The organism is Microcystis sp. M_QC_C_20170808_M3Col, assembly GCF_007095505.1.
Taxonomy (GTDB): Bacteria; Cyanobacteriota; Cyanobacteriia; order Cyanobacteriales; family Microcystaceae; genus Microcystis.
The window spans coordinates 1-14292 of record NZ_SFBY01000297.1 but is presented as its reverse complement, the minus strand read 5'-3'; the positions used below and the strand labels follow the sequence as shown (position 1 = coordinate 14292).

The following is a 14292-nucleotide window of genomic DNA, read 5'->3' as shown; positions in this document are numbered from 1 at the left end:
AATTCTATCAAATCGCTGTAACCATTGCAACATCGTTGTTAAATAAAAATCTTTCTCAATTAATTCTTAAGAATTTATAAATATTGCGAAATGTTAATTTAAATATTCTCAAGTTTTTGCAGTCAATAAATAATTTTTACTTATCTTTGTCGGAAAATAGAACTCCTGCAAAAATCCCACATCTACCATGGGGTTAGGAGTGAGTATTCAGGAGACAGGAGACAGGAGACAGGAGACAGGAGACAGGAGACAGGAGACAGGAGATTATTTTTATTTATTCTTCCCACACCCGACACCCTACACCCTACACCCTACACCCCACACCCCACACCCCACACCCCACACCCCACACCCCACTTATTCAACAAAGATGAAAGAATCATGGCGAGAACGTCTGAATATCTCTCGAATAGCGATTAATGCCCCGAGGTTAACCATTGCTTTCTGGTTAGCGGTGGCCGTGGCGGGAATTTTGGCTTTTAGTTCCCTAAAATACGCTCTTTTCCCCGATATCAGCTTTCCAGTCGTAATAATTAACGCTCAAGCGGATTTAGCTACTGCTATCACCACGGAACAGCAATTAACTAAACCCCTAGAAAATCCCCTTTTCTCTCTCCCCGGTTGTCGCGATGTGTCCTCGACTACTTCCCCCGGACAGTCAGTAATCAGCGTTTTCTTTAAAATTGGCACAAATTTAGACAAGGCCACGGCAGCAGTTAAACAGGCTATCTCGCAAGTCCCTTTACCCCCTCAAGCTACCACAGAAGTTATCCCCGTTGATTTAAATGAGTCGGCAACAGTCACCTATGCGCTGGTGAGTGAGCAGAAAACTCTGGAAGAATTAAGCCAAATCGCCCAAGATAATTTAATTCCGCCCTTAAAAGCTCTCGAAGGTACGGCTAAAGTTAATTTACTCGGTCAAGGTACAGTTAGGGAAGATAATCCCCATAAAAGCTTAACCCGACCATTGCCCACGCTGGTGCGCTTTAACGGACAAGAGGTGATCGCAGTGCAGGTAATCAAACAAGGTGCTGCCAATAGTCTCGATCTGGCCGCCCAAGCAGAAAAACTGGTTAAAGACATAGCACAAAAACTGCCCGATGTCAAGATAATTTTAGCTGAAACCCAAGCGGAATATATTCGCGCTGCCCTACAAGGCACGATCGATGATTTACTTTTGGCAGTTTTGCTGTCGGTGCTGGTGATATTGATATTTTTAGGCAGTTTCGCCGCTACAATCATTTCTGCTCTGGTTATACCCCTATCTCTTTTGGGGACTTTCATTATCATGGCAATCTATGGGTTTAATCTGGAAACCCTGACGCTGCTGGCCCTCGCTTTGGTGATCGGCATTGTCGTGGATGATGCGATCGTTGATGTGGAGAATATTTCCCGTTTAATCGACGCGGGGGAAACCCCGAAAAATGCGGCACTCAAGGGGACAAGGGAGATCGGATTAGCTGTCACTGCTTCCACTTTAACCATTGTTGCCGTGTTTATACCCGTCGCTTTTATGGGGGGTGCGGTGGGACAGTTTTTCCAACCCTTCGGTTTAACTGTCTCGGCTGCGGTGATTTTTTCTCTGTTGATCGCCAGAACTTTATCGCCAGTTTTGGCAGTATATTGGCTGAAACCGCAGTCACGGGCAAAAATGACGAAACAAAAGCGACCGATTGAGAACGCCTATCGACGGCTCTTAAACTGGTCATTGCGTCATCGTTTGCTGGTCATTGCTATTGCCCTAATTACCTTTTTTGCGGGTATTGCCCTGATTCCTTTTATTTCTAGGGGATTTATTCCCCGACTCGATCGCGGCGAGTTTAATCTGGTTTATACTTCTCCTTTGCCGAAAATAACGCAAATTAGTCCTAATAAACCGACGGCTAAGATTTCTAGTGATAGTTTCGCTTGGATTTCCCAGTTAGCGAGTTCTCCCGAAAGTTTTCTTTTGCGTCGCACTATCCGCGATGGCAGCAAATTAGAAGCGCCGATTTTGCGGGATGGGGAAGTGGAATCGACTTTTATGATCGCCGGTTTACGGGGTGAGCCGAATCGTGGCAAAATTCACATTAAACTGAAGAGCGATCGTCAATCTCACACCAGTGCGGTGCAGCAACGGATTCGGCAAATTTTACCGACAATTAGAGGGGTGAATGTCAGTATCGAGGACATTCCTTTTGTGCAGACGGAAGCGGAAAAGCCGATCCAAATTGCGATTAAAAGCGATGATTTGCAGCTATTGCGCGATAGTGCCGAGAAATTGCGGGTTGAGGCCGCTAAAATCGCCGGTTTAAAGGATATTTCCCTATCATCTAGATTAAATGAGCGGGGGGATTTTTTGGCGATCGAGCGTTTAAATGGTCAACAGGCGATTTTTCTCAGTGCTAATCTTAGTCCGGATTTAGGATTAGAAGATGCGGCCATTAAAATTGAAGGGATTCCTTTACCGGAAGGGATAACTTTACAGCGTTGGGGTACTTCTTCTCAAAGTAGCGATGTTTTGGGCAGTTTTGGTCGCACTTTAATCCTAGCGACAATTTTAATGTTAGGAGTTTTATGGTTATTATTCAGAAGACTGCTAGAAACTATCGTCATCGCTTTATGTTTACCTTTAGCGATTGTGGGGGCAATGTTGGGGTTATTGGTAACGGGTAGTGAGTTTAGTATGATTTCTCTGATCGGGTTTATCTTCCTCTTGGGATTACTTGATAAAAACGCTGTGTTATTGCTGGATTATACTAACCAATTGCGTCAACAGGGTTGGAGTCGGGAGCAAGCGGTTTTAGAGACGGGAATGATTAGGTTAAGACCGATTTTAATGACCACTTGTTCGACAATTTTAGGCATGATTCCGATCGCTTTGGGATTGGGTACTGGTGCGGAATTGCGGCAACCCATGGCGATGGTAATTGTGGGAGGTTTAGTCACTTCTTCCCTGTTGAGTTTAATTGTTGTGCCTGTGTTATATCTAAGTTTAGAGGATGTTTGGAACCAGATTAAAGCCGGTCAAAAGTAGCTATTTTTACCGTTTTAGCTTCTGATTACTATAGAGTCGTTTGAATTCTTTTTGTTGTTGATTATGATCGACAATTGGCTCAGGATAACCACAACGATGTCTTTCTAAATGGGGGATTTTCCCGGTTACTAAATATTCCGTATCTACGGAAGCTAATTCCGGCAACCATTGACGAATATATTCCCCTTCTGGATCGAATTTTTGTGTCTGACTAGCGGGATTAAAAATTCTTAAAGGTTTCGGATCCATGCCACTAGAGGCACTCCACTGCCAACCACCATTATTAGCGGCTAAATCGCCATCAAAAAGTTTCTGCATGAAGTATTTTTCGCCTTTTTGCCAGTTAATAATTAAGTCTTTGGTTAAAAAACTCGCCACGATCATGCGACAACGATTGTGCATCCATCCTGTTTCATTTAATTGTCGCATCGCCGCGTCAACGATGGGATAGCCGGTTTTTCCCTCACACCAAGCTTGAAAATGTTCTTCGTTATCCTGCCAAGGAAAATGACGAAATTCTGTTCTATAAGCACCGACCGCCAATTCTGGGAAAAAATAGAGACAATGCTGGTAAAATTCCCGCCAGGCTAACTCTTGCTGCCAAGTGATAATACCATCTTTTGCTTCCTGGGCGCGGCAATTTTCTAATAACTCTAGGGTTGCCGTCCAAGTTGTGCGAATGCCAATCGCGCCAAATTTTAAAGCGGCACTCAAGCGCGAGGTGCCATCAACAGCGGGGAAGTTACGATCTTCTTGATAATTGTTAATAACCCCTTGACAAAATTCTTCTAATCTGCTACTGGCGGCCTTTTCTCCGGGGGTGAGGGGTAAGGGATTTTGCCAAGTAAAACCTAAATTTTCTAGGGTTGGTAAATTAATAGTTTCTGTGAGTTTCTCCCCTTCATTTTCGTCTAATCCTTGCAGGTTTTCTAGGGTTGTGGGGCTGGCTTTGGCTAATTGGCTCCAATTTTTCCAAAAAGGAGTATATACGGTGTAGGGGCTTTTTGAGAGGGTGAGGACTTGCCCTGGAGCGTGGAGAAGTTGATCCCAGAAGGTTTCTACCTCAATTCCTTTTGTTTGTAAAGCGGCAATTACCTGTTGATCCCGTTGACGCGCGTAGGGTTCAATATCGAGGTTAAAAAAAACTGCTTTTGCTGATAAATTGCTGGCTAAGTTGACGAGTGTTTGACTGGGGTTGCCGCGAATAATCAGTAATTGACTACCTTTTTGGCGATAATTTTTGGCTAATTCCTCTAGACAACCGAGGAGATAGGCAACTCTCGCAGAGGCGATATCATCCCCTTCTAAAATAGCAGGATCGAGGCAGAAAACCCCGATAATTTTCGGACTACGTTCCCTAGCTTTACTAAGTCCAATATTGTCCGAGAGACGTAAATCGCGACGATGCCAGAAAAGGATTAGATTTGACATAGAATGAGGTGATGAGAAGATTATCAGGAGCGAGATTATTGGGGGTAAAACTGCAAGCCAGAAATACTCTTTCTATAATTATAGGACAGTGGATAAAGAATAATTATCTAATTTTACAATCTAGCTGTGATTGGCAGTTAATTTATGGACAAAATCTCGATGTTCTGTTGTTTCTAACCCCCGCTGCAAAATCACTAAAACTTTTCCTAAGTCGCCCATTAATAAAGCGTTTTTATCTAGCCATAAACCGGGGAAGATTTGGGAGCGTATTATGCCATCACTATCGGTTTCTAGTTTAATATATTCTCCTGCCTGTAGCCGAAACCAATCAAATTCTTGTTCATAAAACCGCCAGACTAGATATTCTTGGACTTGATTGCGACGATAGACATTTAATTTTTGATGCACATCGTAGGAAGCACTAGAAGCGGCAATTTCGACAATTAATTCCGGCGCGCCTTCTACATAATCATCTTCACTAATTATGGATTGTCCTCCCTTTTCAATTCTTAATAGGGCATCCGGTTGGGGTTCGTTATCAATATCTAATCTCACAGTGGCATTATCACCCAATCTAACACCAGGAGTCGCCGCTTTATAGAGAGCTAACCATCCGATAATATTAGCATGAGGCTCGGCGTGACTTTCAAATCTGAGGGGAGATGCCATATAAACAATTCCTTCAATTAATTCCGCTTTTTTGAGATGGGGCATTGCTTGATAACGTCGTTCAAATTCCCATCGAGTTAATTTATCGCCGTTTTCTAGGGGAGGAATTGTTAAAGAAGCAGCCATTACTGGGGTAGTTATCATAAGTTCTCTCTTTTCACCCGTCTTCTTGTTAATCTTTGCCAGCTTTTAGATCACCAGTTTTTAGTCATCTTTTATTATTATAACATCGATAGGTAGGAGATGTTAGAGTAGTTTAACACACCCACAAACATCAATTAGAAGTCAATAAATAATCCATTAGTTTGAGCAAAGTCGTTTCTCCCATATTATAGAACGCTTGAGAGAAAACATTTCTCTGATTTTAAAATCTAGCTGTGATTATCAGTTAATTTATTGACAAAATCTCGATGTTCTGCTGTTTCTAACCCCCGCTGCAAAATCACTAAAACTTTTCCTAAGTCGCCCATTAATAAAGCGTTTTTATCTAGCCATAAACCGGGGAAGATTTGGGAGCGCATTATGCCATCACTATCGGTTTCTAGTTTAATATATTCTCCTGCCTGTAGCCGAAACCAATCAAATTCTTGTTCATAAAACCGCCAGACTAGGTATTCTTGGACTTGATTGCGACGATAGACATTTAATTTTTGATGCACATCGTAGGAAGCACTAGAAGCGGCAATTTCGACAATTAATTCCGGCGCGCCTTCTACATAATCATCTTGACTAATTATCGATTGTCCTCCCTTGTCAATTCTTAATAGGGCATCCGGTTGGGGTTCGTTATCAATATCTAATCTCACGGTACAATTATCCCCTAATTGCAGATAGGGGGTAAAAGCTTTATAAAAACCCAACCATAACATAATATGCGCGTGGGGTTCACCATGTTGGGTAATTCTCAAGGGAGATGCCATATAAACAATTCCTTCAATTAATTCCGCTTTTTTGAGATGGGGCATCCCTTGATAACGTCGTTCAAATTCCCATCGAGTTAATTTATCGCCGTTTTCTAGGGGAGGAATTGTTAAAGAAGCAGCAATTACTGGGGTAGTTATCATAAGTTTTCTCTTTTCAACCGTCTTCTAGTTAATCTTTGCCCGCTATCGGATCAGGCTTTTTTACTGATCTTCCATTATTATAACATCGATCGGTAGGGTGTGTTAAAGTAGCTCAACACACCCACAAACATCAATTAGAAGTCAATAAATAATCCATTAATTTGATCAGAGTTGATGCCCCCATTTTATCTACTCGATCAATGATATCATCTAGAGAAACAAAGGGCTTCTCCTTTAGAAAATTTCCAGTAACTGTTTTATTTATTCCCGCCTTTTTAAGTTGATTATAATCACAGGTATTCAAAAGCTCTAAAATCGACTTAGAAGAAGGAGGAGGAGGAGGAGGAAAAACACTAATTTTTCCTTCCAGTCTTTTGATTTCTTTTTGGTACTCCTCTCGGATTGCTTGTAACTGGGTTTCTAATCGTTTTTCAAGATTACTCATCCTCAATTCTAGAGGATTATCTATTATTTTATCTGGAGATAATAACTGCATTTGCTGTAAAGCAATATTCTCCGCTTCTTTATCAACTACAAAAGCGTTAATCATCTCGATGTCAGAAACTTTCTTATTAGCGATGACAGAAGCATAATATTCTAAATCTCCACTGATAATATTATAACGTTCATCAACTTTTTTATTATCAGCTTTTTTGAGAATAGCAGGGCGAATAATTCCACCCATTTCAATAATAAGATTGGCTAAATTCTCCAATTCAGTTTCAGAGAAAGTTTCTCTGGCAACGGAAGGATTAATATCAGTAATATCGACTCGTAAAAATTTCCACATTTATTTAACTCCTATTTTAGCTAAAACTTCAATTGCTAAGGCTTCAAATTCTGCTGCTGATACTCCCGCATCAGCTTGATGTTCCGCATAATCAATTATAGATTGGGGGGCAGGAATTTCTAAATCTCCCACGGTAACGTATTGATTTATACAGCGAGATAAAGGCATTCTTTCCGAGATAGTTGATTCCATCAAGGGTAAACTATATTTGTCTGGAATCACTTGTTTTTGTTTGGGAAAATTATATTTTAAGTATTGAGCGTGGGTGGAAATTTTGGAAGGTAAAACGCCTAAAATTTGTAGTGTTGGTTTGCCCAAATCTCCACGACTTTCATTGATTTCCTCTTGAACAAAGTTTTTAACGCTATCTAATCCTTGATTAGAAAACGGTTTAAGATCAGAAGGAATTATCAGATAATCAGCGGCAATTAAAGCAATGCGTGCATATAAATCAAGTGCGGGAGGTGCATCAATAATTACAATATCGTATTGATTATTTACTTTCTCTAATTTTCTTGCCAATCTAGCAAATACCGCTGCATTATCTTTAATTTTAGCTTGGTTAGCAATTAAAGATATGTGAGAGGGAATAACATCAATTTCTGGATGATTGAATCCTTGGGACTTTCTGACGATATTCTCAATAAAAATGCGGTTACTGTTATCTAGCAAATGAAAGACGTTTTTATCTTTTAAATCATCGTCATCATCGAATTGAAACTTAATTAAACCAACGGCAAAGGTACTATTAGCTTGAGCATCAATATCAATTAATAATACTCGCTTGCCTTTTTTACTCAAAGCTGCCGCTAGATTGGTAGCGACGGTGGTTTTACCAACACCACCTTTATGATGATAAATTGCGATGGTTTTCATGGGATTTCTGTTGTTGATTGTTGGAGAATTGAGCGGTTGAATACCTAAAGATAAGGTTTCGTAGCCAATCAGAGATTTTAACTGTTCTAAGTGAGAGGCAATTTCTAACCCAGAACATCTAAAAACTAAATAAATTTTATCGGGTTTCCTTTGATAAAGTAGAATCTCATAACCATTGGTTAATAATCCCCACTGCACTTTAAAGTAGTTGAGATAATAACCTAAGCGGTGACGATGATTGATCAGCTTTTCTCTGGGGTTTTTAGCTTCGATAACTAGACAGTGAGAGGATAAAAACTGCTTTTTGTTGATAGGTTTTTGAGCGGAAACAAGGAAATCTAAGCGTACTTTACCGAAGCTAACTTGTTGATACCAATGTTCGGCATTGTAGCCTAGTTTGGGGAGTAAATACTGGACGATTAATTTACTCTCCACTTCCCTTTCGTTATGACAATAGTGAGGATTGAAAGTCACACATTTGAGGAAATACTTAAGAACAACTTATTGTTAGTTTAAATGATGACAGCCCTTCTCGTCAAGGTGAAGCACAGACTAAATCCTTACTTAATCGGGTATTTCAGCTGCAAGAACGAACCCCATCTATCCCAGAAAAGCTACATATTGAGATGAATATCAGTCAATTTACGGGTTTATTGCAGTAGGATGTTTATCTAAAAACCATCCTACTGACAGCTTCAATTAATTAATCTGCATAATTTTCTCGGCTACTTTCTGGGAAATAAAAGGTAAAATTGAGCGATTTTGACTGTTATCTTTTCCCTCGGTAAATACCACTAAGAGATAGGGAGTATGATGGGGAATTTCAATATAGGCTGCATCGTGACGCACTTGACTTGTCCAACCAGCTTTTGACCAAATTTGACTATTTTCTGGTAATCCTTGTCCGAGAAATCCTAAGATTTGTGTATCATCTCCTTGACTTGTCCAATCAGCAGGATTAAGACTTCGTTTTAGTAAAGACATCATCATCTGGGAACGTTGGGAAGAAACAGCAATCCCCCCGACAATAGTATGAATTAAACGCGCCACTGCATTGCTAGTTAACATATTGCGATTCTCCATTAATTCCCCTAAAAAAGCGCGTTCACGTCCATAGGGACCATCGGACCAAGTTTTTTGATTAACGTTAATTGTCGCTAATTCTGTCCAATTTAGGGATTGAAAATAACGATTAACTATGTTGCGTTGTTGCTTCCAAGTTTCAAAGGGACCGGCGGCAATTTCTGGACCGCTAGTGGTTCCCGTGACCAGATCTACAACTAAACTGGTAGCATCATTACTAGAGTCAACAATCATGTCACGAATGGCGCGATTTAATTCGGTGCTTTCGGCAATCATTACCCCTTCTAACCACTCATGAATTGCTACTAGATAAAATAATTTCACTAAACTAGCGGGATAGGTTCTTTCTTGTCCGCGATAGCTAAATCCGCGGGGGGAATATTTCCAGAATTCTTCGTGAGAAATTGCTCCCCCCGTGTTGACGATAACGGGAGGATCATATACTATCCAAGTTAGGGCAATTTGTTCTTGAGCTAATTGGGGAAATTCTCGCCAAGTTGTTTCTAAAATATCTGTACCGAACTGTTGGAGGTGGTCTTCAGTATGAAAAAAGTTCATAGGTGTGCTGCAAAGTCAAGAGTTAGAAGGTGGATAAATTCTTGAGTCGGCAATTCTCATTTTACGGTAAAATTTACCGATAATTAATTATTTGAACGCTTCTGAGTTTAATGTTTATATCTACCGATGAGGTTCATCTCTATTTTATCAGTCTCGATCCGCCTGGGGACAGACTAGAAAAACTGGCTTCTTTGCTCTCGGAAGATGAAATAATTAGAGCTAATCGTTACCATTTTCCCGAACACAAGCGGCGTTTTTTGGTGGCTAGGGGATGTTTAAGGGAGATTTTAGGGTCATATTTGGCGATAAGTCCCGAAAAAATCGAGTTTATCTACAGTGAACGGGGAAAACCGAGTATTAACTACCAATTGCAGTTTAATCTCTCCCATTCCGAGGAGATGGCAATCTGTGGCTTGACTTTAACCGCTCGCATCGGGGTAGATTTAGAGAAAATGCGCGGGGTGAAAGATTTAGATAGCTTGACAAAAAGGTTTTTTTGTGCTAGGGAACATGATCTGGTTGAAAAGTCCGCAGAGAAGGAAAAGCTATTTTTTCAGTTATGGACGGCAAAAGAGGCTTATTTAAAGGCACTGGGAACGGGAATTAGCGGGGGACTCGATCGAGTGGAAGTAGGCCTCAATCCCTTAAAATTAGACAATGTGGCGGGGGAATGGCAATTATGGACAGGAGAAATCGGCGATAATTATCGAGCGACGGTGGTTATCGAAGGTAGCGATCGAGTGATTAAAACCTTTGGCCTTTCTGATCTATGATTAATTGGGTAGTTAATTGCCTTCAGGTGTCCTTAATTATTACTTAATCTTGTTTTCTCTATGCGAATTGCTCTTTTTACAGAAACTTTCTTACCGAAAATCGATGGAATTGTCACCCGTCTTAAACATACCGTTGACCACCTACAAAGATTAGGTCATCAGGTATTAGTTTTCTCTCCCGATGGCGGTTTAAAAGAGTACAAAGGTGCTAAGATTCATGGAGTTACAGGGATTCCCCTACCCCTATATCCGGAATTAAAAATGGCTTTCCCCCGGCCCTCAGTCGGTCAAGCTTTAGAGAGGTTCAAACCCGATATTATTCATGTGGTTAACCCCGCTATTTTAGGGGTGGGAGGCATTTATTTTGCCAAAACTATGAACATTCCCCTCGTCGCTTCCTATCATACCCATCTCCCCCAATACCTACAACACTACGGGTTAGGTTCCCTAGAAGGATTACTCTGGGAATTATTAAAATTGGCCCACAATCAAGCAAGTTTAAATCTCTGTACTTCCACTGCTATGGTGCAAGAATTATCTAGTCGTGGCATTGAAAAGGTAGAGCTTTGGCAAAGGGGAGTCGATACGGAATTATTTCAACCTCATTTAAAATCCCCGGCTATGAGACTGAAATTATCCCAAAATAACCCCGATAGTCCTCTCTTATTATATGTTGGTCGAGTCTCGGCCGAAAAAGAAATCGCTCGCATTAAACCAGTATTAGAAGCGATTCCCGAAGCAAGATTTGCCATTGTGGGAGATGGTCCCCATCGGGAAGCTTTAACAAGTCATTTTGCCGACACAAATACCCATTTTGTCGGTTATTTACAGGGGTTAGAATTAGCCTCCGCTTTTGCTTCCGCAGATGCTTTTCTTTTTCCCTCACGCACAGAAACCCTCGGTTTGGTACTTTTAGAATCCATGGCTGCCGGTTGTCCGGTGGTGGCGGCAAATTCGGGGGGAATTCCCGATATTGTCACCGATGGAGTTAATGGTCATCTCTTCGATCCTAGGGATGAGAAAGGTTTAATTACTGCCACCCAAAGATTACTAACCGCCAAGGCAGAAAGAGAGGAATTACGACGAAATGCGCGCCTAGAAGCGGAAAAATGGGCATGGCAAGCGGCCAGCAAACAATTATTAAATTACTATCACCGGGTTTTGAATAATAATTCTGTGGCTTTTGCCGCTTAATTGTTGTCAAAATGCTCGAATTTAATTGCAAAAACCTTGACCTATTGTAACTTTTATGGCCAGCGCACCCAGTACCACCTTAGATAAGTCCACCCAAGTTGTCAAAAAGACTTATCCCAACTATAAAGTTATTGTTCTCAACGATGACTTTAACACCTTCGATCATGTGGCCAATTGTTTAATTAAATATATCCCGGATATGACTACCGATCGAGCTTGGGAATTAACTAATCAAGTTCACTACCAAGGACAAGCAATTGTCTGGACAGGTCCCCAAGAACAAGCGGAACTTTATCACCAACAATTGCGACGGGAAGGATTAACTATGGCTCCTCTAGAGGCCGCATAATTATGAATAATGGTCGCTTAGTTTGGAATCATTCTACTCATATTCCGGGGTTGATTGCGGTATTAGAAAAGTTAATTACCTATCAAGGAATCACCACTGTCACCCCGGGGGTACTTTCTCGCTCAAAAGGTCATTGTCCGCGGTTACAATTGCGGATATCAGTGCCAATTCTTGGTGGTTTTAAGGTGATTGCGAGGACAGGAAAAAGTGTGCAGGAAGTCTTTGTTATCACCGATTTAAACCAAGCGGATTTAGAAATGGCTATCCAAGCTTGTTTAGGAAAATAACTGTCGTGGCTGCGTTGTTGAAAGGCTGCTGGTTACTAATTATTTTTTTTCTGTTTTTCTGTGTACATTCTCTCCCTAGTTTGGCAGTAGTGGATAGAGTTCCTTTAACAGTAACTTTATTGCAGGAACGTTTAAGCGCACCCGTCCTTAAAGAAGGGATGACTACCATTGATTTAGCCAATTTAGTTATCGATATCCGCGATGAAAATAAGGAACTCCAGGAACAATTTTATCAACAGATTCAAGGTCAAATTAATCGCGCTAAACAACCCCTAGGTTTAGATTTTAGTAATTCCTTAATTCAAGGCAATTTTATCGCTTCCCGTCTGGGTTTACCGACTCCTTTAACAAAAGTGGCTCTCGCTACCTTATTATCACCCACGGAAGAACAGTTATTACAACAGGACGAAAATTTTTTATTCGATAGCGATGAACCGGTTTTTAATGTCACAGTATTTCGCGGACCTGTGAAGCTGTCCGGAACCGTATTTATGGGAGAAGTGGACTTTTCTAAGACTTTTTTTCTGCAAATTGTCGAAGCCATGGAAGCAAAATTTAGTCGTGAAAGTAATTGGGTAGAATCTCGTTTTGCTAGGGTAGCGAAATTTACCAAAGCCACTTTTATGGGAGATGTAAATTTTAGTCAAAGTCAATTTTTAAATAAAGCTATCTTTCGCACGGCACATTTTAAAAGTATTACCAACTTCCATCGCAGTCATTTTACTGCCGAAGCTTATTTTGATCAAACTAAATACGATAAAACCGCAGATTTTACCCGTACTTTCTGGGAAAAAGAAGCCAATTTTTCCCAAAGTCAATGGCGAGATCGTCCGCTATTTTCTAAGAGTAGATTTTTAAGTTTATTAACCTTTAGAAATGCCACTCTTGAAAAATCGGGTGCTTTCCGATCTAGTTATTTTAATGGTGTGGTTAGTTTTCAAGATCTGAAACTTTTAGATCAGGTAGATTTTAGTAATTCCACTTTTACTAAAAATAGTTATTTGAGTGTATCGGGATTAGCTTTTGATTCCGATAAAGCGAAAATACTGGGAGATAGAGGAGTAATTGGTCAAGCAATTTATTTACCAACCTTAACAGGAAATGAAACAGTTTTAAGAAATTTAGTTCGTAATTTCCGCTCCCTAGAACAAATTGCCGATGCCAATCAAATTGAATACAAAACCGAAAAATTGCGTTTTCAACAGTTAAAACAAAAACTGAATAATATCTCAATTATTCGCCTAATTAACCTCACTTGGTTAGCTGATTTTCTGCATACTTCTTTCCTTGCTTTACTATTACTATTAAGTCAAGATGGTACAAATTTTAGTTTAGTTTTCGGTACAGGAATCATAATTTTTGCCTATTTTGGCTGTTTATTTTGGTTAATTGATCGCGTGCGTCGTCTCACACCTAAACCAGTAATTCCTAATCGTTATGAAATTCTTTGTATGGTAACTAGCTATAGTATTCTCACCCTTTCAGGTGTGTTTAATATCCTGCAATCTGCCAGTCGTCCCCTACTAACTTTAACAGCCATTGCCCTAATTCTTGTCCCCTTACCCCTAATTTTAATTATCGAACTTTATCGTCGGGGACGCTATCACGATTTAATGGATAGTTCCTATTTCCTGCAAGATGGTAGTATGCGACAATTACGCTTATTAATCACCCGTTTACCCGTGGTTCCCCAATTTCCCCTCTTTCGCGATCGTTATACTCCTATTCCTTGGCAAAAGCGTTGGAATTGGTTAAATTATTACGATTTAAGTCTCAATAATTTGCTAAAATTAGGCTTTAATGATTGGCGAGTTCGCGATCAAGAATTACCCCCTATCATTTCTTTTTTAGTTTGGTATCAATGGGGTATCGGCATCTTTTATATCACTCTCCTTATCTGGACTCTCTCGCGCACGATTCCGGGGTTAAATCTCTTGATTTATTTAAAATAAACTGTAAAAATTTAAATACAGTAGTGATCTTTTCGTTTTGGGGAGCAGAAATATGAGTGGAAAAATGACCCTTACTTTGAACCGTGATACCTACGGAAGGTTAAGCTGTTCGTAATTTAAATGCTTGACAGCTTATTAGAACTCTTGCAAATTAATTATATGTTATAATGATGGGTTAACTAATTTTCCCCAAAAAATTAGTTAATCAGTACATTCGTCCTGAATAAAAACTTGAAGTTTAACTTTTAAC

General features: G+C 40.2%; 12 protein-coding genes. 6 read left to right on the top strand and 6 right to left on the bottom strand.

Going from position 1 to position 14292, the window contains the following annotated elements:
* Nucleotides 1-370: 370 nt before the first annotated feature.
* Entirely contained in the window at nt 371-3016 is a 2646-nt protein-coding gene (locus tag EWV84_RS13425; protein ID WP_287078380.1) for an efflux RND transporter permease subunit, read from the top strand.
* Between the two features lie 6 nt (nt 3017-3022).
* Here EWV84_RS13425 and EWV84_RS13420 read toward each other — a convergent pair whose 3' ends face one another.
* From EWV84_RS13420 to EWV84_RS13395, 6 genes are all read right to left on the bottom strand, one after another.
* The gene (locus tag EWV84_RS13420) at nt 3023-4447 is read right to left on the bottom strand and encodes an FAD-binding domain-containing protein (protein WP_287078379.1); all 1425 of its coding nucleotides are present in this window, start codon (nt 4445-4447) and stop codon (nt 3023-3025) included.
* A 120-nt stretch (nt 4448-4567) separates the two neighbouring features.
* Nucleotides 4568-5260, bottom strand: coding sequence for a Uma2 family endonuclease (locus EWV84_RS13415; RefSeq protein WP_287078378.1), 693 nt, complete (start codon nt 5258-5260; stop codon nt 4568-4570).
* Nucleotides 5261-5487: 227 nt separating this feature from the next.
* Nucleotides 5488-6180 carry a Uma2 family endonuclease gene (locus tag EWV84_RS13410; RefSeq protein ID WP_287078377.1) on the bottom strand — a complete coding sequence of 231 codons (693 nt, stop codon included), beginning with the start codon at nt 6178-6180 and terminating at the stop codon, nt 5488-5490.
* Nucleotides 6181-6310: 130 nt separating this feature from the next.
* Nucleotides 6311-6970, bottom strand: a complete 660-nt coding sequence (locus tag EWV84_RS13405; RefSeq protein WP_287078376.1) for a ParB N-terminal domain-containing protein — start codon at nt 6968-6970, stop codon at nt 6311-6313.
* Nucleotides 6971-8320, bottom strand: coding sequence for a ParA family protein (locus tag EWV84_RS13400; RefSeq protein ID WP_287078375.1), 1350 nt, complete (start codon nt 8318-8320; stop codon nt 6971-6973). It abuts the gene before it with no gap.
* Between the two features lie 225 nt (nt 8321-8545).
* The gene (locus EWV84_RS13395; RefSeq protein ID WP_287078374.1) at nt 8546-9487 is read right to left on the bottom strand and encodes a serine hydrolase; all 942 of its coding nucleotides are present in this window, start codon (nt 9485-9487) and stop codon (nt 8546-8548) included.
* 110 nt (nt 9488-9597) lie between these two features.
* Here EWV84_RS13395 and EWV84_RS13390 point away from each other — a divergent pair, with 110 nt between their 5' ends.
* The 5 genes from EWV84_RS13390 to EWV84_RS13370 are packed head-to-tail and all read left to right on the top strand — an operon-like array spanning nt 9598 to nt 14042.
* Nucleotides 9598-10260: a 4'-phosphopantetheinyl transferase family protein gene (locus EWV84_RS13390; RefSeq protein WP_287078373.1), complete on the top strand. Its 663-nt coding sequence runs from the start codon at nt 9598-9600 to the stop codon at nt 10258-10260.
* Between the two features lie 60 nt (nt 10261-10320).
* A complete protein-coding gene (locus tag EWV84_RS13385; protein ID WP_287078372.1) occupies nt 10321-11454 on the top strand; it encodes a glycosyltransferase family 4 protein in 1134 nt (377 codons plus the stop codon).
* 55 nt (nt 11455-11509) lie between these two features.
* Nucleotides 11510-11803: an ATP-dependent Clp protease adapter ClpS gene (gene clpS / locus EWV84_RS13380; protein WP_002765336.1), complete on the top strand. Its 294-nt coding sequence runs from the start codon at nt 11510-11512 to the stop codon at nt 11801-11803.
* 2 nt (nt 11804-11805) lie between these two features.
* Entirely contained in the window at nt 11806-12090 is a 285-nt protein-coding gene (locus EWV84_RS13375) for a DUF2103 domain-containing protein (RefSeq protein ID WP_286826806.1), read from the top strand.
* A 5-nt stretch (nt 12091-12095) separates the two neighbouring features.
* Nucleotides 12096-14042 (top strand): pentapeptide repeat-containing protein, encoded by a 1947-nt coding sequence (locus EWV84_RS13370; protein ID WP_287078370.1) that lies wholly within the window; start codon nt 12096-12098, stop codon nt 14040-14042.
* The last annotated feature ends 250 nt before the right edge of the window (nt 14043-14292 follow it).

Excerpts from the sequence above, each read along its gene's own strand:
- EWV84_RS13425 (WP_287078380.1), top strand. The coding sequence starts at position 371 with ATGAAAGAATCATGGCGAGAACGTCTGAATATCTCTCGAATAGCGATT.
- EWV84_RS13395 (WP_287078374.1), bottom strand. The coding sequence starts at position 9,487 with ATGAACTTTTTTCATACTGAAGACCACCTCCAACAGTTCGGTACAGAT.
- clpS (WP_002765336.1), top strand. The coding sequence starts at position 11,510 with ATGGCCAGCGCACCCAGTACCACCTTAGATAAGTCCACCCAAGTTGTC.
- EWV84_RS13385 (WP_287078372.1), top strand. The coding sequence starts at position 10,321 with ATGCGAATTGCTCTTTTTACAGAAACTTTCTTACCGAAAATCGATGGA.
- EWV84_RS13390 (WP_287078373.1), top strand. The coding sequence starts at position 9,598 with ATGTTTATATCTACCGATGAGGTTCATCTCTATTTTATCAGTCTCGAT.
- EWV84_RS13375 (WP_286826806.1), top strand. The coding sequence starts at position 11,806 with ATGAATAATGGTCGCTTAGTTTGGAATCATTCTACTCATATTCCGGGG.
- EWV84_RS13405 (WP_287078376.1), bottom strand. The coding sequence starts at position 6,970 with ATGTGGAAATTTTTACGAGTCGATATTACTGATATTAATCCTTCCGTT.
- EWV84_RS13415 (WP_287078378.1), bottom strand. The coding sequence starts at position 5,260 with ATGATAACTACCCCAGTAATGGCTGCTTCTTTAACAATTCCTCCCCTA.
- EWV84_RS13420 (WP_287078379.1), bottom strand. The coding sequence starts at position 4,447 with ATGTCAAATCTAATCCTTTTCTGGCATCGTCGCGATTTACGTCTCTCG.
- EWV84_RS13410 (WP_287078377.1), bottom strand. The coding sequence starts at position 6,180 with ATGATAACTACCCCAGTAATTGCTGCTTCTTTAACAATTCCTCCCCTA.